This is a genomic window from Fretibacterium fastidiosum, assembly GCF_964642095.1.
Taxonomy (GTDB): domain Bacteria; phylum Synergistota; class Synergistia; order Synergistales; family Aminobacteriaceae; genus Fretibacterium; species Fretibacterium fastidiosum.
Genome location: NZ_OZ209244.1, coordinates 533,694 through 554,846 on the forward strand (window position 1 = coordinate 533,694; position 21,153 = coordinate 554,846).

Annotated in this window: 16 protein-coding genes; 9 read left to right on the top strand and 7 right to left on the bottom strand. The window is 64.6% G+C overall.

Annotation, left to right across the window (positions count from 1 at the left end):
• Positions 1 to 30: 30 nt before the first annotated feature.
• The 3 genes from ACK28C_RS02485 to ACK28C_RS02495 form a co-directional block, all read right to left on the bottom strand.
• The gene (locus ACK28C_RS02485; protein WP_015556697.1) at positions 31 to 531 is read right to left on the bottom strand and encodes a hypothetical protein; all 501 of its coding nucleotides are present in this window, start codon (positions 529 to 531) and stop codon (positions 31 to 33) included.
• A 77-nt stretch (positions 532 to 608) separates the two neighbouring features.
• Positions 609 to 1,100: a hypothetical protein gene (locus tag ACK28C_RS02490; protein ID WP_015556696.1), complete on the bottom strand. Its 492-nt coding sequence runs from the start codon at positions 1,098 to 1,100 to the stop codon at positions 609 to 611.
• Between the two features lie 68 nt (positions 1,101 to 1,168).
• Positions 1,169 to 2,092: an Rpn family recombination-promoting nuclease/putative transposase gene (locus tag ACK28C_RS02495; RefSeq protein WP_015556695.1), complete on the bottom strand. Its 924-nt coding sequence runs from the start codon at positions 2,090 to 2,092 to the stop codon at positions 1,169 to 1,171.
• Positions 2,093 to 2,345: 253 nt separating this feature from the next.
• On the opposite strand from ACK28C_RS02495, the gene ACK28C_RS02500 reads away from it, so the two are divergent.
• Both ACK28C_RS02500 and ACK28C_RS02505 read left to right on the top strand, forming a co-directional pair.
• Complete coding sequence (locus ACK28C_RS02500) at positions 2,346 to 3,692, top strand: hypothetical protein (RefSeq protein WP_409152410.1); 1,347 nt, start codon at positions 2,346 to 2,348, stop codon at positions 3,690 to 3,692.
• On the top strand, positions 3,693 to 4,568 hold the full coding sequence (locus ACK28C_RS02505) for a hypothetical protein (RefSeq protein WP_208873331.1): 876 nt from the start codon (positions 3,693 to 3,695) through the stop codon (positions 4,566 to 4,568).
• 113 nt (positions 4,569 to 4,681) lie between these two features.
• Here the strand turns inward: ACK28C_RS02505 and ACK28C_RS02510 are convergent, their stop codons facing one another.
• Complete coding sequence (locus ACK28C_RS02510) at positions 4,682 to 5,920, bottom strand: TMEM43 family protein (RefSeq protein WP_015556693.1); 1,239 nt, start codon at positions 5,918 to 5,920, stop codon at positions 4,682 to 4,684.
• Positions 5,921 to 6,204: 284 nt separating this feature from the next.
• Between ACK28C_RS02510 and ACK28C_RS02515 the strand changes: the two genes are divergently transcribed.
• Positions 6,205 to 7,716, top strand: a complete 1,512-nt coding sequence (locus ACK28C_RS02515; protein ID WP_015556692.1) for an IMP dehydrogenase — start codon at positions 6,205 to 6,207, stop codon at positions 7,714 to 7,716.
• Between the two features lie 58 nt (positions 7,717 to 7,774).
• On the opposite strand, the gene ACK28C_RS02520 is transcribed toward ACK28C_RS02515, so the two are convergent.
• From ACK28C_RS02520 to ACK28C_RS02530, 3 genes are all read right to left on the bottom strand, one after another.
• Positions 7,775 to 8,419: a histidine phosphatase family protein gene (locus ACK28C_RS02520; RefSeq protein ID WP_015556691.1), complete on the bottom strand. Its 645-nt coding sequence runs from the start codon at positions 8,417 to 8,419 to the stop codon at positions 7,775 to 7,777.
• 173 nt (positions 8,420 to 8,592) lie between these two features.
• A complete protein-coding gene (locus ACK28C_RS02525; RefSeq protein WP_208873329.1) occupies positions 8,593 to 9,180 on the bottom strand; it encodes a LysE family transporter in 588 nt (195 codons plus the stop codon).
• Between the two features lie 170 nt (positions 9,181 to 9,350).
• A complete protein-coding gene (locus tag ACK28C_RS02530) occupies positions 9,351 to 10,751 on the bottom strand; it encodes a sodium:alanine symporter family protein (RefSeq protein ID WP_015556690.1) in 1,401 nt (466 codons plus the stop codon).
• A 568-nt stretch (positions 10,752 to 11,319) separates the two neighbouring features.
• On the opposite strand from ACK28C_RS02530, the gene ACK28C_RS02535 reads away from it, so the two are divergent.
• The 6 genes from ACK28C_RS02535 to ACK28C_RS02560 all read left to right on the top strand — a co-directional run bounded on the left by ACK28C_RS02535 (position 11,320) and on the right by ACK28C_RS02560 (position 21,141).
• Positions 11,320 to 12,432, top strand: a complete 1,113-nt coding sequence (locus ACK28C_RS02535; RefSeq protein ID WP_015556689.1) for a DUF362 domain-containing protein — start codon at positions 11,320 to 11,322, stop codon at positions 12,430 to 12,432.
• A gap of 41 nt (positions 12,433 to 12,473) precedes the next feature.
• A complete protein-coding gene (locus ACK28C_RS02540) occupies positions 12,474 to 13,733 on the top strand; it encodes a DNA polymerase thumb domain-containing protein (protein WP_015556688.1) in 1,260 nt (419 codons plus the stop codon).
• Between the two features lie 212 nt (positions 13,734 to 13,945).
• On the top strand, positions 13,946 to 14,917 hold the full coding sequence (locus tag ACK28C_RS02545) for a TAXI family TRAP transporter solute-binding subunit (protein ID WP_208873327.1): 972 nt from the start codon (positions 13,946 to 13,948) through the stop codon (positions 14,915 to 14,917).
• A gap of 119 nt (positions 14,918 to 15,036) precedes the next feature.
• Positions 15,037 to 17,046 carry a TRAP transporter permease gene (locus ACK28C_RS02550; protein ID WP_015556686.1) on the top strand — a complete coding sequence of 670 codons (2,010 nt, stop codon included), beginning with the start codon at positions 15,037 to 15,039 and terminating at the stop codon, positions 17,044 to 17,046.
• Positions 17,047 to 17,195: 149 nt separating this feature from the next.
• Entirely contained in the window at positions 17,196 to 18,194 is a 999-nt protein-coding gene (locus ACK28C_RS02555; RefSeq protein WP_208873325.1) for a type I phosphomannose isomerase catalytic subunit, read from the top strand.
• Between the two features lie 154 nt (positions 18,195 to 18,348).
• Positions 18,349 to 21,141, top strand: coding sequence for an EAL domain-containing protein (locus tag ACK28C_RS02560; RefSeq protein ID WP_208873324.1), 2,793 nt, complete (start codon positions 18,349 to 18,351; stop codon positions 21,139 to 21,141).
• Positions 21,142 to 21,153 lie beyond the last annotated feature (12 nt).

Consider the following 21,153-nt stretch of genomic DNA (forward strand, 5'->3'; position numbering starts at 1 on the left):
GGCCAGCCTCCATCGGACCCGCTCTACAGGCTACTCCTTCTTCGACTTGTCCTGGACCTGCACGTTGCGGAACACCAGTTCATTGCCGTTGAAGTAAAAGGTCATGCGGGCGAGGAAGGGGTTCCCGTAGCTGGCGTCCATATGATATAGGAATACGACAGGCGTCTTGATTCCGCCGATAATCTCCCGTTCTCTGGTGCTCGCGTTCCCTATGTATGCATCGTAGTTCCAGTTAAACTCATTGCCGTTATCGTCAAAAAATGAATTTCCATCGACCTTAAGCGTCGTGTCCTGCTGAGGTTCTACGATGAACCTGAAGAAAATATAATTTTTGTTGTCGTCATTGGCACCACGGAACGCGCCCAAAAAGGTTACATGGATACCCCCCTCCAGCTCGCGCTCCATGGCCTCGTCCCCGCCCTTGTCCCCGCCGCCGACCAGAGGGGATGCCATCGCGGCCGCCGCGGTCAGGAGCAGCGCCGCCATCGCCAGGCAAATCGTCTTGCACGCCGTCCTCATCGTCCTTTTCATTTCCAAAAGCCTCCCTGTGATTTGTGAAAAAGGTTTGTGTTCCTTACCGGATTGCCGCGTCAAAAGCAAGGTGCTTTCTATTCTTTCTTCGGCTCGTCCTGGACCTGCACGTTGCGGAACACCAGTTCCTTGCCGTTGAATTCGAATGTCATGCGGGTGAGGAAGGGATTCCCGTAGCTGGCGTCCACAGAATACCGAAATCTAACACGTGTCTTGACATCTCCGATGATCTCTCGTTTGTAGGTGTTCTCATTTCCTATGTATGGAGAGTCGTCGTACGATCTTTTAAATTTGTTGCCCTTATTGTCAAAAATCAAACCTTGAGAAACCTCAAGAATTGAGTCCTGCTGGGGCTCTACGATGAAATCAAAGAAAATACGGTTATCTCTACGGAACGCGCCCAAAAAGGTTACATGGATACCCCCATCCAGCTCGCGCTCCATGGCCTCGTCCCCTCCCTTGTCCCCGCCGCCGACCAGAGGGGACGCCATCGCCGCCGTCGCGGTCAGGAGCAGCGCTGCCATCGCCAGGCAAATCGTCTTGCACACCATCTTCATCGTCGCCTTCATTGCTCAAACCTCCCTAAGGATATTGTGCCCTGTTTTGCACGGCGGGGTACTTAAGGCCCCAGAACCGTTCAATCCTCGATGATTTCCGCTTTCAACGCCTCGACCTCGTCCACGGGCAGCCCGGTCGCCTGGGCGATCTTATCGAGGTCCAACCCCATCCGAATCAGGTTTTGGGCGGTTTCGGCCCTGCCCTTCGCCTCGCCCCTGGCCTCACCCCTGGCCTCACCCTTGGCCTCACCCCTGGCCTCCCGGCTTCTCACATAGTTCTCCCAATCGGACTGCTCCCTCTCCCGTATCAGATAATTTACCCACAGCTCGGGCGTCTTTACGAACGCCTCCTCCATTTTCAGAATTCTCCTGATGTCGGAGTCGTACGCCGCGATCTCGTTCAAAGCCTCGGTCTCTCCCACCGTCCCCATGTACATCAACATCCTCTCCAGTCCTGTCATCCTATCGGGGGATTTTCCCCTCCCAAACTTCCTCATCTTCGGGAGCTCGAGAAAGTGCATCTCAACTCCGTTGCAGTAGCACTTATGGTTCTCCACGTCCAGCATACGCTGAACGGAGTGGTAGGCGTCCGGCTTGTCGGGAAACGCATTGAAGTCCAGCACGGCGATGAATACGACCTCTCCCAGCTTCCCGTAGGGCTCGCCGACGACGATCTGCGAGGTGTAATTCGCGCAGGTGTAGAAGAGGCAGCGTTTGAGGAAATCGTCTTCGTCCCGAATCTGGACCTCGACCTGGAAAAGGCGTCCGTCGGACGTCTTCGCCCTTACGTCGAAGCGCGTTCCCCTTCCCCGAAGGATGGGCGGGTCCGCTTCCCTGTCGAGGTACTCGATGTCGGCGATAACCCTGTCGGAGTCGTCCAGGACGTCGTTCAGGAAGCGTATCAGGTTCGCCTTGTGCTGCCTCGAGGCGAAAATGTACTTGAACAGCCTGTCGTTCAGCCTGTTGAGGCCGTGTTTTTCTTTCGCCGACGCATTGTCCTTCATGGTCTCCGCTCCCCGTGGGTTTCAGATGGCTTTATTATAACGTACCTTCCGTTGCTCTCGGGTCCAAATTACCCTGTCCTGCGGGCATTCTATCTTACGGCGGGAACGCCGGCAAATGCGTCTGATCCGTATTCTCATCAAACGCATTTGTGCTGGAGGCGTTTTCGGGGTAAAGTATTCGCGTGGATGGCAGGGGCCGTCCCAGCGCCGTTTATTGTGAGCATCAGAACAAATCAGAACAAAGGAGTGGTTGATGATGAAGGGAAGCAAGTGGATTTTGTCCGCGGGGTTGTTTTGCGTGGGGCTGGCGGGGCTGCCGTCGCCGGGGGAGGCTGCGGCGACGCTGTCCGCCGACGATTTTCTGCCGATCGTGCAGGCGCCGGAGGAACAGCGCGGCGAGCTGAGCGCCGTCCGGCAGCCGGATGCCGTCAAAACGGAGGCCGACGCCGTTCTGGAGCAACCCGTCACCTCCGCGGCGACGGTGCAGGACGCCATCAACGCCGTCGTCGCCGAGCGCAAGCAGGGGTGCACCATGATCGCCGTTCCCTCCGGCGGCTATGGATTCGTCGCCACGGGCATCGGCACCTACAGAAAGAATATGGATAACATCACGGCGGAACGCATCGCCCAGCGCAACGCCTACGTCGAGGCGTATATGCAGGCCAAGAGCCAGATGGCCTCGCTGCTCGGGGAGATGGCGGTCAAGGGGGTCACGACCTTCGACAGGAAGACGGAGACCCTGGACACGGACAGCAAGGCCCTGCGCAACCAGACCAGGGACCTGAACGAACACCAGAAGGCCGTCGTGTACGGCGTCCTGAAGGGTTACGTGACCTACGAGGTCCACGATGACATCGACAAGGGGATCGTCTACGTGACGCTGGTCAGCACGCCGAGGACGCGCGGGCAGTACGCGCGGCCCGACTCCGACACCCTGATTGCGGCGACCCTCAACGAGGGGCTCAACACGATGCTCTCGGAGATCCAGAACAACCTGGTGCCCCCTGTCGGCGGCCGTATCATCGACGTTCCCACCACGGGCGAGGTTGCCTTTGTGGGGTTCGGCAGCGCCGTCGTTCGTAAAGACAAGGACCCTGCCCTTCAGAAGGACCTGACCCTTTCGGCGGAGAGGACGGCGGAGCTGCGGGCCTCCGACGCGCTCTGCGGCATCATAACGGGGGAGAAGGTCTCCGCGGCGAGCGCTCTTGACGAGAGCACGCAGACGGCGGTCAGGGATTTCGAGACGATCGCGCAGAGGGACCCCACAACCGGCGTCGTCTCCCAGGTGGACGTGGCCAACGCGGAGGGACGCAAAAAGGAATTCCGCAGCAGACAGACGTTCCAGCAGACGATCGAGAGCGCCCGACAGGGCCTCCTGCCTCCGGGGGTACAGCGCCGCACCTGGACGGACAAGGACGAGGCTTTCGCCTGGGGCATTGCCGTCTACGCGCCGTCTTTGACCGATGCCGCTGCCGCGGGTGCCCGTGACATGGAGAACGCTCAGATCGTCCAGCCCGTCCAGCCGAAGCAGGCGCCCCAGCCCGAGAGCTCGGATAAGTTGGAACAGGGCGTCTCCGGAACGGTGAAACAGGAGCTTTAGATGATGAGGGGTTCACGCGGCGCTTTGTTCCTTTGGGCCCTGATCCTGGCGCTTTGGGGCGCTTCGGGGGCCGAGGCCGCTGTGGGCAGGGAAGGGGAGGCTTTGGCATGGCTCCGCTCCCTGACGATCTCGGACGCGGTGAAGAACGAGTTGGGGGACAGGCTGGCCACGATGTCCCCCGAGAAATCCCAGGGGTGGGTTGTCTCCGGGCCTCAGGCCGTTTACGTGTTTGGCCTTGTGCCCGTTCCGCAGGACGACGATCCGGAGCTCCAGGTTTCCCTCGATGCGGAGGCTCAGAACCGCTCGGCCCTCAAGGCGCTGACGCTTCTGGCCCGGCGCATGACCGAGGGGCGGCTGGATCGGAAAAAATTCGAGGACGAGGATGCCGCCGACTACGCTTTGGGAAGCTACTACCAAGAGGCCCTGAAGGGTGGCGTGCAATCCCGGTCGGCGGTGTTCGGAAGGACGGCGTATACGCTGCTCTGGGTCGCGGAACCGATGGCGGGCAGGCTCCTGACGGAGGAGCTGCCGGAGAAGCGCCTCACGGTCAGTTATTGTGAGCGGCTCTACCAGAGAGGGTCGGAACTGATGAAATCCGGAGACTACGAAGGGGCCCTGAGCGTCTTTCACAAAATACACTATCTGGAGTGGGCCAACGTCGGGGCCTACCTCGATGCGGCCGAATGTTTCCTCAGGGTGAAAAAGAACGAAGACGCCGTGCTGCTGGCGCAGGAGCTGCTGAAGACGCTCGAGGCGAAAATGAGTCCGGGGGAGATGGCCCGCGCGGGCAGGATCCTTTTCCGCGGGGGGAGGACGGACGAGGGCTTTGCAGTTTTGGAGAAGGCCTGCGTCATGGCGGGCGTTTTGGCCCCGTAATCCCATGGCCCGCGACTTTAGTCGCGGGCTTTCCCGTCACACTGCCGTAAGAGGCGGCAGGCCGGCAAAAGAAAGGGGGCCGTCCTCACGGACGGCCCCCGCTCATCTGCGCTCTACGCGGCCCGCCTGCGCCCGCGGACAAAGGTCAGGACGAGGAAGACGGCGGCAGCCACCAGGAGGGAGCCGGACAGGAGCGGGCGGAAGCGCACCCACGCCACGGCGATGACGACGAAGGACCAGGCGAGCCCCAGCAGAAGGGACACCAGGCCGATCCCGGCGCCCACGAGGCTCTCCAGGATGGGAAGGACCCCCACCAGGACGGCCAGGGGGCTCAGCACGGTGCGCAGGCCCACGATGACGATGAAGATTCCAAGGACGCGAAGGATCCAGGCCATGGTGTTGTTCTCGCTCTTGGCGTCCTCAAACATCTTCTCCATGCTGACCTTCCCCATGGCCAGACGGCTGAAGGTGTAGCCGTTCGAGGAGACGTACTCCTCAAAGGTGTCGGACATCACCTTCGCGATGATGGAGACGTCCGCGGGGGGCGTGCGCCGGAACGTGACGCGCACGTCGCCGATCCTGGGCGTGCCGGGGTTCTGCCCGATGTAGACCGTGCTGCCCGCCACGTGGACCAGGGCGTCCGCGGAGACGGGAGTTTCGAGATAACGCCTCGCGTAGAGGTCCGATACGTGGATGGCTCCCGCGATGGCCTGCAGGTCCACGCTCTCCGGCGAGAGCGTCATGGCCACGGCCCCGCCGATCCTGTGCACGAGGAAGGGCGGCAGCTTGTAGGCTCCGAAGGAGACGTTCTGCGCGTAGACTTCCTCGTCCTCGAAGTCGGCCAGCGTGTCGTTGGGGCCCATGTCGTTCCTGCTGAGGGGCTGCTCCGTGCTGTACAGAGGGTCGTGGAAGGCCGAGGAGTCAATGGGGCTCGCGACCCACTCCCGGCTGTAGGTGTAGGTGGTGACGGTCTCCTCGCCGCCCCCCAGCTTCTTGCGCGTCTCACTCTTCGAGTGCTCCTCCCACTGATAGTACTCCACCTCGCGCGAGAGGGCGATGGCCGTCGTCGACACGCCAAACGCCGGGTCCGTCAACACGTCCGTCGTGTCCGCCCTGCCCATGGCGTGGACAACCCTGCCCTCCAGCGCCGGGTCCGCCGTGCCGATGTCCGCCACGTCCTGCGTCTGCACCATGGCCTCGCCGATCGCCCCGGCCTGCTTGTAGGTGCGCCCCTCGTTCCACCAGAGCAGCCACGACCCCAAGAAGATCAGGACAAGCCCCACCACAACCCCCTTAAACGCCCCGCCGAGGCGCTCGCCCCAGCTCGTGTTCTTCGTCTCCGTGTACGCCATGCCGCAAAGTCCTCCTTAACCGTTTATTTGGCTTCCAGGACAGCCCCTTGAAATATAGCACAGAAAAATGCGGGGCGAAAGCGTCCGGACCGGCGCAAAGGGGCGGTCTTTGGGATGGTTTTTTTAATCCGCATGCGCCCGCGCCTTTTGAAATTTCCGGCCGGAATGTTAGAATGTGCAGATACGTTCCCGCCCCCCCACACGACGCCGGGAACCTCTGAGAACGCCGCCCCCCTGGGGGCGATATTTTTATATACAATCCGAATATATAAGGAGAGCTGAGAATGGCATTTTTTTATGAGGAGCCGTCGCACACCTTTTCCGAGTACCTTCTGGTCCCCTCCTACTCCTCTGCGGAGTGCATCCCCTCGAACGTGTCCCTGAGGACGCCCCTGTGCCGCTTCCGCAGGGGGGAGGAACCGCCCGTTTCGCTGAACGTTCCCCTGACCTCCGCGGTGATGCAGTCGGTCTCCGACGACCGCATGGCCGTCGCGCTGGCCCGGGAGGGGGGGCTGTCCTTCATCTTCTGCTCACAGCCCATCGAGAGCGAGGCGGAGATGGTGCGGCGTGTCAAGCGCTACAAGGCCGGCTTCGTGGCGAACGATTCCTCCATCGGGCCGGACGAGACGCTGGCCGACATCCTGGCGCTGAAGGACCGGACGGGGCACACCACCGTGGCGGTGACCCACGACGGCAGCCTGACGGGCAGGCTCCTGGGCATCGTCACCAGCCGCGACTACCGCGTCAGCCGCATGGACGCCTCCGCCCCCGTGCGCGACTTCATGACGCCCATCGACAAGATCGTCTTTGCGCGGGACGGCCTGACGCTCAGCGAGGCGAACGACATCCTGTGGGAACACAAGCTGAACGCCCTGCCCGTGGTGGACAACGAGGGCAACATGGTGGCCTTCGTGTTCCGCAAGGACTACGACATGCACAAGGAGAACCCTCTCGAGCTCCTGGACGCCCAGAAGCGCTACGCCGTGGGGGCGGGCATCAACACGCGGGACTACGAGGATCGCGTGCCGGCCCTGGTGGACGCCGGGGCGGATGTGCTGTGCATCGACTCCTCCGAGGGCTTCACGGAGTGGCAGCGCCGGACGCTGGCCTGGATTCGAGGCCGGTACGGGGACGCCGTCAAGGTGGGCGGCGGCAACGTGGTGGACGAGGAGGGCTTTCGCTTCCTGGCCGAGGCCGGAGCGGACTTCGTGAAGGTGGGCATCGGCGGCGGGTCCATCTGCATCACGCGGGAGGCCAAGGGCATCGGGCGCGGTCAGGCCACGGCCGTCATCGAGGTGGCCCGCGCCAGGGACCGGTACTTCGAGGAGACGGGGGTCTACGTGCCCATCTGCTCCGACGGCGGGATCGTGCTGGACTACCACATCACGCTGGCGCTGGCCATGGGCGCGGACTTCTGTATGCTGGGGCGCTACTTCGCCCGCTTCGACGAGAGCCCCACGAACCGCGTGATGGTGAACGGCAACTACGTCAAGGAGTACTGGGGCGAGGGCTCGTCCCGCGCGCGCAACTGGCAGCGCTACGACTCCGGGGACTCGGCGTCCATAAAGCTGTCCTTCGAGGAGGGCGTGGACTCCTACGTGCCCTACGCGGGCACGCTGCGCGAGAACGTGACGGAGACGCTCAGCAAGATCCGCTCCACGTTCTGCAACTGCGGCGCCCTCTCCATGGCGGAGATGCGGCGCAAGGCGAAGCTGACGCTGGTGTCGCCGGTGACGCTGGTGGAGGGCGGCGCCCACGACGTCATCCTCAAGGAAGCCGTCAAGAGGGCGAAGTAGTCCCTGAAGGAGCGCGGGGCTCCGCGGCGTCCGGCCGCGAAGCCCCGTCCCCCCGCCCCTAGAGGCTCCTGGACAGGAAGCTCTCGAACCCGCAGCCCAGGTGGCTGACGTCCCCCAGGAGGCTCAGCTGCGGGCCGTCGCCGTTAAAATCCAGACAGGACACGCCGCAGTTGGGGATTCGGATCCGCCAATAGCTCGTGAGCGGCAGGCCGATATAGTGGCAAATCAGCACCTTCCCCACGGCGTCGTGCGTCGCCAGCAACACGTCGCCCTCGTACTTCCCCAACGCGACGCGCTCCAGCGCCTCCACGGCACGGCGCCCGACGTCGGCCAGCGACTCCCCTCCCGGCCCCGGCATCGTGACCCGCTGCGGATCGGTGCGCCAGAGCCTCAAAAGCTCCCCGTCCCTTCGAGCCACCTCGTCCGTCGTCACGCCCTCCCACGCGCCGTGGTTGATCTCCTGAAAGCCGTCATCGACGACGAAGGCGTCGCAGTCCGCCGCGTCGAAGATCCGCTCCCCCGTCACGCGGGCGCGGGACAGCGGACTGGCGAGGACGGCGGCCAGGGGGTAGCCCCGGAAGCGCTCCGCCACCCGGTCCGCCTGAAGCATCCCCGCCTCGTTCAGGGGGACGTCGAGCTGCCCCTGAAACCGTCCCTCCCGGTTCCACGCCGTCTCACCATGCCGCACGATGAAAAGCCTCATCGCTTCCGTCACCCTTCCCCCGTCTCTCCATTTTTCCGTCCGGCGTCCGGCGTCTGTCCCCCAACGCCCCCTCCAGGGGAGCGCCGTCGTCCCGACGCACAAAATCATAAACAACGCAGGGGCTCGGCACAACGAGGACAAGGGGGGCCGTGTCACCCGTGAACGCCCCCCCTTCACAGCGCCAGGCCCACCGCGCAGAGCGCCAGCAGTCCGGCCATCGCGATGTTGACCGCGAGCCTGTGGTCGGCGAAGATGCGGCGCAGCGCGACGCCGGCGAATATCCACGCCAGATTGCAGACCGGGCCGGTGAAGGGAAGGAAGAGCCCAACGGCGAGGAGCGCCTTGAACGAGCGCGTGTGCGGCAGCACGTAAGCGGAGAGCGCGGTGACGCAGAAGACGATGACCTTCACGTTGGTGAGCTGGATGAGAAGCCCCGTCGTGAAGGTGCAGGACTCCCTGAACTCCCCACGCGAGTCGTCGTCGTTCCTCAACATCTGGAACGCCAGCCACAGGATGTACGCTGCGCCGACGTAGGACAGGACCTTGACGTATCGATGCAGGACCTCACCGAGGAAAAACGTCACGAACACCGCCCCCATGGCGTCCAGGAAGAAGCCCGTGAGGAGCCCGCGCCACTGTCGCAGGGCGCACTCCCGTCCATACTTCAGCGCGGCGGCCAGCGAACAGAGGTTGGCCGGCCCCGGCGTGATGCCCGTGATGAAACAGTAAAAAAGGAAAGACGGAACAAGCGACAAAGGCATTCTGCACACTCCTTCGCGGCGTCTTGAGGGGCTGCACGATCCCGTGAGGTTCAGGCACGAACTGCCCACAGCCGAGCGAAGGGCGCGGACTCCGCGTCCTTCGCTCATGCCGTTTCAGGATATCATAGCGTAATTCTCAATGTCTTAATAAAAAGCCTCAGAGGGCCGTTCTACTTCACTTCGCCCCGTTTCTTCTTCGCGTCGTAGTCCTTCACGACCCGGCGCAGCGTGAGGGAGAGGATGAGCAGCCCCACGAGGTTGGGCAGCGCCATGAGCCCGTTCAGGGTGTCCGAGATGTCCCAGATCTGGTTCAGGAAGACGTTGCCCGCGGAGCCGAACAGCTGCGCGCCGGACGCGCCCAGCAGGATCATGGCGATCCACAGCACCTTCATGACGGGCTTGAACCAGACGCCAAACAGGTAGGTGACGGCCGTCTCCGCGTACCAGTACCAGCCCAGGATCGTGGTGAAGGCGAAGAGCAGGAGGGCGACCGACAGGACGTAGCGGCCCACCCCCATGCCCAGAGCGTTCTCGAAGGCCTGCAGCGTCAGCTGGGAGCCCGTGAGCTCCGGATGCCCCGTCAGCGTACCGGTCGTCATGATGACCAGGGAGGTCATGGTGCAGATCACGATCGTGTCCACGAAGACCTCGAAGATCCCGTAGAAGCCCTGCTGAACGGGGTGTTCCACGTTCGCCGTGGCGTGGACCATGGGGGCGGAGCCCATGCCCGCCTCGTTGGAGAAGACGCCCCGCGCGATCCCCTTCTGGACGGCCTCCTTGACGCACCAGCCGGCCAGCGCTCCGGGCACCGTCTCGCCGGGGTTCTCGAACGCCAGCTTGAAGACGGTGGCGATGGCCTCCGGGATGTGGGCGGCGTTCATCACCAGGACGACGATCGACGTGATGATGTAGAAGACGGCCATGATGGGAACCAGGTACGTCGTGACCATGGAGAGGCTCTTCAGCCCACCGACGATGACCAGCCCCACCAGCGCGGCGATCGCGATGCCGCTGTACAGGTGGTTGACGCCGAAGCCCATCGACAGGCCCTCCGCCGCGGAGTTGGACTGCGTGGCCGCGCCGATGCCGAAGGAGGCCAGGAAGGCGAAGATGGCGAAGATCACCGCCAGCCACTTCTGCCCCGCGCCGTGCTCCAGGATGTACATGGTGCCCCCGCGCCAGTCGCCGTGGGCGTCCTTCTGCCGGAAGTGGACGGCCAGGGTGACCTCGGCGAACTTGGTGCACATGCCGAAGAAGGCGGAGATCAGCATCCAGACGAGCGCGCCGGGGCCACCGAGGTGCAGGGCCGTCGACACGCCGGCGATGTTGCCCGTGCCCACCGTCGCGGCCATGGCCGTCGCCATCGCGGCGAAGGAGGAGATCGACTTGTCGGCCTCGTTGGCGCCCCGCGCGGACGTGAACACCTCCTTCATGGCCGCCACGAAGTAGCGGATCTGCGGAAGCCCCAGCAGGACGGTGAGGTAGATGCCCGTACCCACCAGGAGGATCAGCACGGGGGCACCCCAGACGAACCGGTTGACCACGTCGTTCACCTTCATGATGGCGTCCATCACAGACATGCTAGCAGTGACGTCGGCAGAAATCGGGTTCATGATTCCATCTCCTTTTTCAAAATTGACCGCTGTTTTTGAATATTTAGCCACATCGAAGGCCGAAAAATGCCCCCCTCCTCTCATGGGTTCGGCCTCTTCCCCAAATAAAAATGGCGAAGCGCCCGGCCAGAGGGCGCGTCCTCGCCTTGAACGTTCACGTCCGTGTTCGTGTATCTATCATATCACATTCCTCCCCGTTCAAGCACGAATCTTCCAAAAACATCGCCGCCTCCGCCTTGAGACGTTTCCGGTTTCGGCGTTCGGGTATATAATCAACCTCAAGAGCAAGAGACGAGACTTTCGGTTGATTCGTCCCCGGCGAAGGCGAGTGGCAGGCTCAACGGGCCGCGCGCCGACGCTCAGGCCGGGCGGAACTCCACTCAATATTTCAGGAAGCGACGACGAGCGTCCGCCGGACACCATGCCCTGCGGCGCGGGTCGGCGTCTTCTTTCAGAACACGGCGCGTCAGCGCGCCGAAAGGTCCGCCGCGGCATCGGGCGACCGATTCTTTGGGGGGAAAACATCATGAACGCGTCAAAGGTATTCTTCACGGACATGCACACGACGCCCGACGAGAACCTGCTTCAGAAGCTGAAGCGCCTGATGAGGGCCACAGGGTTCGAGGCCCTGCCCTTCAAGGGCGGCAGGTTCGCCGCGGTGAAGGTGCACTTCGGCGAGCCGGGGAACCTGGCCTTTCTGCGGCCGAACTACGCCCGCGTCGTCTGCGACTACGTCGTTCAGCTGGGCGGTCGGCCCTTCGTGACGGACTGCAACACGCTCTACGTCGGAGGACGCCGAAACGCGCTGGACCACCTGGACAGCGCCTACGCCAACGGCTACAACCCCTTCGCCACAGGCGTCCACACCATCATCGCGGACGGCCTGCGGGGGCTGGACGAGCGGCTGGTCCCCCTCGAGGGCTGCACCTACGTCAAGGAGGCCAAGATAGGCTCGGCCATCATGGACGCGGACGTCATCATCTCCCTCTCCCACTTCAAGGGGCACGAGCTGACGGGCTTCGGCGGAGCGCTGAAGAACCTGGGCATGGGCTGCGGCTCCCGCGCCGGCAAGATGGAGATGCACAGCGCGGGCAAGCCCCACGTGGAGCAGGAGAAGTGCATCTGCTGCGGCCGGTGCGTGCGCATCTGCGCCCACGACGCGCCCCACGTGACGCCGGGCAGGGGCGCCACCATCGACCACGACCGGTGCGTGGGCTGCGGCCGCTGCATCGGAGCCTGCCCCGTGGACGCCGTCGCCCCGGACTACGACGAGGCCTTCGACATCACCAACTGCAAGATGGCGGAGTACACCAAGGCCGTCATCCAGGGACGGCCCCACTTCCACATCAGCCTGGTCGTCGACGTGTCCCCCTTCTGCGACTGCCACGCGGAGAACGACATCCCCATCGTGCCGGACGTAGGCCTGTTCGCCTCCCTCGACCCCGTGGCGCTGGACCGCGCCTGCGCCGACGCGGTGAACCGCCAGCCCGCCGTCGAGGGGAGCCTGCTGGCCAAAAACGGCCACGCCCACCACGACCACTTCACCGACGTGTCGCCCGACACGCACTGGATATCCGCCCTGGAGCACGGCGAAAAGATCGGCATCGGCACGATGAACTACGAGCTGATACAGATCTAAAGTCTAAATCGGCTCCGGCCGTGAAGGGACTTTCCGAAACCATGAACCATGCGAGGGGGGCGTCGCGGGAGCGCCTGATCTTCCACGTGGACGTCAACAGCGCCTTTCTGTCCTGGGAGGCGGCCCGCCGCGTCCGGGAGGGAGGAGCCGACCTGCGCCTCGTCCCCTCCGCCGTGGGGGGAGCCCCGGAGGACCGGACCTGCGTCGTCCTGGCGAAGTCCATCCCCGCGAAGAGGTTCGGCGTCCGGACGGGGGAGCCCGTCGCCATGGCGCTGCGCAAGTGCCCAGGGCTCGTCCTGGCCCCGCCGGACTTCAGGCTTTACGACCGGTGCTCCTGCGCCCTCATGGACGTCTGTCACCAGTTCTCCCCCGCCGTCGAGAGGTTCTCCATCGACGAGTGCTTCCTCGACATGACGGGCACGGGCCTTCTGTACCCGGACCCGCTGGACGCGGCCTACGCCCTGAAGGACCGGATACGGGACGAGCTGGGCTTCACGGTGAACGTCGGCGTCAGCTCCAACAAGTTCCTCGCCAAGGCGGCCAGCGACTTCGAGAAGCCGGACCGCGTCCACGCGCTGTGGCCCGGCGACCTGGAGGACCAGCTGTGGCCCCTCTCCGTGGGAGAGCTCTTCTCCGTGGGACAGGCCACGGCCGCGCGCCTCACGGGCGCGGGGATCCGCACGATCGGCGATCTGGCCCGCGCGGACCCGAAGCGCCTTCAGGCCGTCGTCGGCGCGGGCATGGGGCGCCGCCTCCACCGCTATGCGAACGGCGAGGACGATTCGCCGGTGCTGGCGGACCCCGCGGAGGCGAAGGGATACAGCATCTCCACGACCTTTCGGGAGGACCTGACGGAGATGAGCGCGGCGCGTCTCGTGCTCCTGGACCTGGCCGACTCCGTCACCGCCCGCATGAGGGCCGACGCGAAGCGGGCGGGCGGCGTCTCCGTGACGTTGCGTTCCAGCGACTTCCGCGACCGCTCGCACCAGACGCGCCTGAGCGAACCCACGGACGTGACGGACGAGGTCTGCGAGACCGCCCGCCGCCTCCTGGCGGAGGCGTGGAACGGACGGACGCCCCTGAGGCTCCTGGGGATCGCGCTGACCCACCTGACGAGCGAGGACGCCCTGCAGCTCTCGCTCTTCAGCGACGAGCGCAGGGAGAGGGCGCGCCGCATGGATAAGGCCGTGGACGCGTTGCGCCGGGACCTGGGCTTCGACATCATCCGGCGCGGCGGCGGCGCGGACGTGGGGCGCAAGTATCGGGCACAGCTGGAGAACCGGCGGGAACGCCGTCCCTGACGCCACGTCGATCCTTCAGCACCTCCTCAGCGCGGCGGAGGGGGCGGCTTGACACCGCCTCGCCAAAATGATTAAAATGTTCTATAATTTTTGCGGAAGGTTGAAAACAGCGTTTCCGCCCTGCGCTTCGGGCAGCGGCGGATCGGCGTCCCTCACCCGGCAGAGTCGGACGAAGGGACAAGAGCGACATTCATTTTATGGAGGGATGAGAGATGAGGAAGCTGGCTTTGGTAATGGTCCTGGCGTTGCTCTCCGCCGGCGCAGCGGTCGCCGCGGAGAAGGGCGGTATGCCGGGAGGCGGGACGCTGACCTTCACCACGGGAGGCGCCCAGGGGACGTACTACGGCTTCGGCGGCGTCCTGGCGGGCAAGGTGGGCGAGACCACCAGCACCACGGTCACGGCCATCACGTCCGGCGGCTCCCAGGCCAACGTCGAGGCCATGGACGCGGGGGACGCCCAGCTGGGCTTCGTGCAGACGGACGTCGGCGCCTACGCCTACAACGGCACGCGCCTCTTCGAGAAGCAGGGCAAGGTCGAGGGCTTCTCCACCGTCGCGAACCTCTACATGGAGCAGGTGCAGATCGTCACGCTGAACCCGGACATCAAGACCGTGGCCGACCTGAAGGGGAAGAACGTCTCCGTCGGCGCGGCGGGCAGCGGCGTGTTCTTCAACGCCGTGGACGTGCTGACCGCTTACGGCCTCGACGTCGAAAAGGACATCAAGCCGACGTACCAGTCCTTCGGGGACAGCGTCGACGCGCTGCAGGACGGCAAGATCGACGCCGCGTTCATCGTGGCCGGCGCCCCCACGACGGCCGTCACCTCCCTGGCGGCCACGAAGAAGGTCAGCCTCGTCAGCCTTGACGAGGAGCACGTCGAGGCGCTCCTGAAGGCCTCCCCCTACTACAGCAGGAACGTCATCAAGAAGGACGTCTACAACACGGACGGCGACATCGCCACCGTGGCCGTGGGAGCCGTGGTCATCGCCCGCGACGACGTGTCCGAGGCGGACGTCTACAACTTCCTGTACGGCGTGTTCGAGAACCTGGACGCCATCAAGGCCGCCCACGCGAAGGGCGCGGAGTTGAACCTCGATTTCGCCGCGTCCTACGGCGCCGTGCCCTACCACCCCGGCGCGGTGAAGTACTTTGCGGAGAAGGGGATCACGGTCCAGGGCAAGTAGCCTTCCGGACCGCAACCTGAAAACTGCAGCGGCTGTGGCTGACGGTACGCGCCACAGCCGCTTTTATGGGCCCGGCCCGATCCATTGCCACATCCATTTTAGAAGGGGGATCGTCTCTTATGGACTCCGATAGAAGGGACAGCGCACCGCAGGCCGACGTCGGCACGATACAGGATGTCGAGGCGGTGATGAAGAAGTACGACAGGGAGTCCAACGTCCGCATCTGGGAGGGCGCGCCGAAGCAGGCCGTCCGCCTGCTGACCGCGGCGTTCTCGCTCTACTGCGTCTGGGTGACTCTCTACAGCACGGCCATGCCGGAGATACGGCTGAACGTCTTTCTGGGGCTCATCCTCACCATCGGCTACCTGAACTACCCCATCAAGAAGGGGCTCTCGCGGGTCAATCACTTTCCGTGGTACGACGCGCTCATCCTGCTGGCGGGCATCGTCCCGCTCTTCTACTTCGCGTGGAACGCCAAGAGCATCATCGAGATGGCGCTGCGCGTCACCAACCCCCGGAACCCGGACTACCCGTTCTACACGACCATGGCCGTCCTGGCCGTCCTCTCCACCATGGAGCTCTGCCGCCGCTGCGTGGGCATCCCCATCCTGTGCGTGGTGGGAGGCCTCATGGCCTACGCCTTCAGCACCGTCCGCTTCGGCAAGGTGCTCTACGACCTCTACTACTCCACGGGCGACGGCCTGCGCAGCACGCCGATCGTGGTCTGCGCGCAGTACATCGTCGTGTTCATCCTCTTCGGGGCCTTCCTGGAGCGCACGGGCATCTCCGCGTTCTTCATCGACCTGGCCAACGCCGTGGCGGGGGCCTCCGCCGGAGGACCGGCGAAGGTGGCCGTCATCTCCTCCGCGCTCTGCGGCATGGTGTCCGGCTCCTCCGTGGGCAACACGGTCACGACGGGCTCCGTCACCATCCCCATGATGAAGCGGACGGGCTACAGGTCGGAGTTCGCGGGCGCCGTGGAGGCCGCCGCGTCCACGGGCGGGCAGATCATGCCCCCCATCATGGGCGCGGCGGCGTTCCTGATGGCCGAGTACATGGGCATCCCCTACGCGCAGGTGGCGCTGAAGGCCATCCTGCCCGCGGCGCTGTACTTCGCAGGCATCTACATCGCCGTACACCTCGAGGCCAGGAAGCTGGGCCTGAAGGGCATCCCGCGGGAGGAGCTGCCGCGGCTCCTGTCCCTGCTGCCCAAGGTGTACCTGCTCCTGCCCCTCGTCGTCCTGGTGGTCATGGTGTCCCTCAACCTGAAGACCATGCAGTTCTCCGCGACGGTGGCCATCGGCATCGCCATCCTGGTGGGGATCGTCAACCCGGACGATCGGCTGACCCCGACGAAGTTTCTGGACGCCCTCGAAGCGGGCGGCAAGGGCACCATCACCGTGGCCGTGGCCTGCGCCATGGCGGGCCTCGTGGCGGGCTGCATCACCTCCACGGGCCTGGCCTCCCGGCTCATCACCATGGTGGTCAGCATATCGGGCGGGCACACCTTCATCGCGCTGGTCCTCACCATGGTCTGCTGCATCATCCTGGGCATGGGCGTTCCCACCACGGCCAACTACTGCATCATGGCGGCCACCTGCGCCCCCATCCTGATGTCCCCTGAGATCGGCATCCCCAAGATATGCGCCCACTTCTTCGTCTTCTACTTCGGCATCGTCGCGGACATCACGCCCCCCGTCGCGCTGGCGGCCTACGCGGGCTCGGCCATCGCCAAGGCGCCCCCCATGAGGACGGCCGTCAACGCCACCAAGCTGGCCATCGCGGCCTTCATCGTGCCCTACATCTTCGCCTTCAGCCCCTCCATGCTCTTCGAGGACCTCCATCCCCTCCTCCAGATCGCGGGCGCGGGGGCGTTCCTCAACCACGCCCTGACCTTCGCCGAGGTGGCCGTCATCTGCGTCACCGCGCTCCTCGGCATCTTCGGCGTGGCCGCGGCCCTGAACGGCTACCTGTTCCGCCCGCTCAACCCGGCCTTCCGGGTCCTCATGGCCGCAGGGGGGCTCTCCATGATGGTCCCCGGCACGACGTCGGACGCCGTCGGCCTGGCGGTCCTGAGCGCCGTGTGCGCGATCCAGTGGAGCCGAAGCCGGGGGCGTGCCGCAGCCTAGTCTTGCCCCACGCCGTCCGGCGGCGTAGAGAGTGGTACAATTCAGGCGAGGCCCCGGAGGCCTCGCCTGAATTGTACCGGAACGCGCCGGGCTGAAGAGGCGAAAGCCCGATGCGCCGGGAGCATGGAACGGTGGAAGGAGTGTCGGCGATGGGTCCCTTTGCGCTGGAGCCCGTGTGCAAGGATTACCTTTGGGGGGGGACGCGGCTGAGGGACGAGTGGGGGCTGGGGGGCGGGATGCCCCGCGTGGCCGAGAGCTGGTCCCTCTCGGCACACCCGGACGGGGACGGCAGGATATTGAACGGCCCCTGCGCCGGGATGACCCTGTCCTCGGCCCTGCGGCGCCTTCCGCAGCTCGCGCCGCAGGACGCGCCCCTCCCCCTGATGGTGAAGCTCATCGACGCGGCCCTGCCCCTCTCCATTCAGGTCCACCCGGACGACGCCTACGCCGCGCAGCACCACGGGGAAGAGAGGGGCAAGACCGAGATGTGGTACGTCCTGGACCGGACGCCGGGGGCCTTCGTCTACCTGGGCTTTCGGCACAGGGTGTCTCGCAGAGAGGCCGGGCTCCGCGCCCGCGACGGGACCCTGCCGGAGGTCCTCAGACGGGTCGAGGTCCGGCCCGGAGAGGCCCTCTTCATTCCGTCGGGGACCGTCCACGCCATCGGGGGCGGCATCCTGCTGGCGGAAGTGCAGCAGAGCTCAAACCTCACCTACCGCCTCTTCGACTACGGGCGCCTCGGCGCCGACGGCAGGCCGCGCCCCCTCCACGTGGAGAGGGCCCTGGACGTCGCGCGCCTGGCCCCCGCCGACCCCACGCCTCCGGGCGCCCTCCCCTGGCAGGCCCTCACGGGCGGGCAGCTTCGCGTCCTGGCGAACTGCCCGGCGTTCCGGAGCGGGGTCCTGAAACTCGAGGGCGCCTGCACGATCCCAGCTCAGAGGCGTTTCCTCTCCCTCCTGTGCCTGGCGGGGGAAGCGGCGCTGTCGGGGGAAGGGGCTTCCCTTGCCATGAGCAGGGGGACCAGCCTCCTGATCCCGGCCGGGGGGGGCGCCTGCCGCCTCGAGGGAGACGCCAAACTCCTCCTCACGTCGACGGGCGGAGGCGGGTCTGACAACTTCGCATTCACAATTGGCGGCATTAATGTATAATAGTCTAGCATCAATCTTTTGGACGCTTAAGAGGCGCTCTGCGTCTCGACGGGCCCGCCTGCTGAGACAAGGGGCATCTTAAAAAAGAACCGCGTCAGGCCACCCGCGGGGTGGCGGCAACAAGGGGTTGCACAGCTTCGAGGGAGGAAACGACATGCGGCTGCAAAAAAGGCTTTTTGCGATGGTCATGGGTATCCAGCTCCTCTTCATCCTCCTCATGAGCATCACGACGAATTACAGGACCATGCAGGCCTTTACCTCCATAGAGCAGCGTTTCTTCACCCTGCAGATGTCGGGCGCGCAGAAAGCCGTCAACAACGAGTCTCATGCCCTTCAGAACTCGATCTCCGACTGGGGCGCGTGGGACCGCATGTACGCCTTCATGGAGACGAAGGACGTCACGCGCTTCGAGGAGCTTCTGAACGGCAGCATTCTGCGGGCCCTGAACATCGACTTCATCGCCGTGCTGGACACGGACCTGAAGCCCATCGTCGCCTATCGGGTGGACGACATCGGAAACGAGCTTCCCCTCGACGACGAGATGCTGGACACCCTCCACCGATCGGCGGAGAAGATGCGCGCCGCCCAGAACATCGACGCCATGACGCCGGACGTCTTCGGCCCCGAAGAACCCGCCTCCCCAGGCCCGGACCTCCTGAAGCTGGGGGACGACATCTTTCTGTTCAAGAGCGCTCAGATTCTGACCACGGAGTGGAACGGGCCGACGCGCGGCATGGTGGTGGCGGGCCGAAACTTCAACCGGGTCCTGGAGGACGTCTCATCCTCCCTGGGGGCGCCCTGCCAGTTCCTTCCCGTCTCCTTCGACGTCGCCAGCTCCAACTCGGCGGCGTGCGTCAGCGAGGACCGGGCCCTCGTCATCATCACGCGTGAGGATAACACGGCCTTCGTTCAGCAGCCGGGGCGCCCCATCCTGGGGACGGACACGCCCTACGCCCTGGCCTTCGTCATGCCCCGCGACATCTACGCCGAGGGGCAGAGGTCCATGTACAACTCCTACGTGTGGCTCTTCTACAGCGGCATCAGCCTCGCCGTCCTGATGGTCTACTTCCTGTCCCGGGTCATCCTGAGACGGCTGAACATCATGCGGGGCGTCTTCACCCGCATCATCCACGAGGTCAACTTCGACCTGCGCTTCACGGCCACCCGCCAGGACGAGATCGGCGACTTCGCGGTGTCCGTCAACGTGCTGCTGGACACCCTGGAGCACGTCATCATGCAGATCCCCGACGCGCTGATCATCAACGACGCCTCGGGACGGGTGGTGTTCCTGAACCTCGAGGCACGGAGGCTTTTGAACCGGATGAACTTCTCCCGTGAGACGGACACGATCTTCGTCAAGGACATCCTGAGCCGAACGGAGAGCAAGGTGCTGGGGCCCACGAGCGACCAGTTCGTCTACGAGGGGGTGTTCCGCCGGGAGGACGGCTCCACCGTCCCCGTCGAACTCCACAAGAACACGCTGTCCCTGGGGCCGCAGAGGGTGGTCCTCTACCTGGCGCGGGACCTGACGGAGCGGCACAACCTGGCCGCCCGCATCGACTGGAACGACCACCACGACGCCTACACGGGCCTGCCGAACCGCAAGTCCTTCGTCGATACGCTGAACGGGCTGCTGAAGGCGGACAATACCATCTTTGGCAAGAGCGGCACACGGCCGGCTCCGGAGCCCCTCACGCTGGTGGTCATCAACATGGACCACTTCAAGAGCATCAACGCCGAGGTCACCAACACGGGAGGGGACATCCTCCTCGCCGTCATCGCCGAGCGCATCAAGAACGCGCTGGAGGAGCGCGGCGCCCTCTTCCGCACCAGCGGCGACGAGTTCTCCATCCTCTTCACGAAGGACGAGGACGGAAAGATGATCTCCCAGGAGGAGCTGATAGCCCTCCTGGGCAAGATCCGGGATGACATTTCCCTGCCTTGTCAGATGGGCGAGAGGATGGTGCATCCCTCCGCCAGCATGGGCGTCCTGTTCGACGCGCTGAGCTACGAGAACTCCTCCCTCATCATCGAAAAGGCCACCACGGCGCTGAAGGCCTCCAAGAGCGCCGGCCTGGGCCTCATCACGATCTACAAGGAGAAGGAGGACGGCGGCGAGGTGGACGCCTCCTTCGCCGCGAACATCCTGCGGATGCGCTACGAGATCCAGGAGGGCATCGAGCAGGAGCAGTTCATCCCCTACTTCCAACCCGTCTACGACATCAAGGAGCGGCGGCTCAGCGGGTTCGAGACCCTGGTGCGTTGGCAGCACCCGACCCGCGGCTTCCTCACCCCCTACCACTTCGTGCCCTACGCGGAGCGCATCGGCGTCATCGGCGAGATCGACCAGCACATGATGCAGTGCGCCATGAAGGCCATCGCGGACTCCCCGGCCCCCTACTACTTCTCCGCGAACGGCTCCTCGAACCTGATGCAGAAAACTGACGCCGCGGACCTGATCTGCCAGATGCTGGACAGGGCCAAGATCGACTCCTCCCGCTTCGTGACGGAGGTGACGGAGAGCGTCCTCATCGACAACCTGTCGGGCGTGCAAAAGGCCCTGGAAAAGCTGGGGACGCGGAACGTCAGGATTTTCCTGGACGACTTCGGCACGGGCTACTCCTCCCTCGAATATCTCCATGCCCTGCCCTTCAACTGCATCAAGCTGGACCAGTCCTTCGTCCGACGCGTCTTCGACTCCGAGCAGGACGCCAAGATGCTGCGAGCCATCATCAACCTGGCCAACGTGCTGGAGATGGACACCATCGCGGAGGGCGTCGAGACGGAGGAGCAGCTCGTGTGGCTGGGAGAGGCCGGGTGTCGAAAGGCACAGGGCTACTTCTTCGCCAAGCCCCTCCCATGGTCGGAGGCCGACGTGCTCATCAAGAGGGAGTACGCGCGGCTTCGGACGGACGAGGCCGCAGCCGGAGGAAAGAGCGCAGGGTAAAGAGCGAAGGAC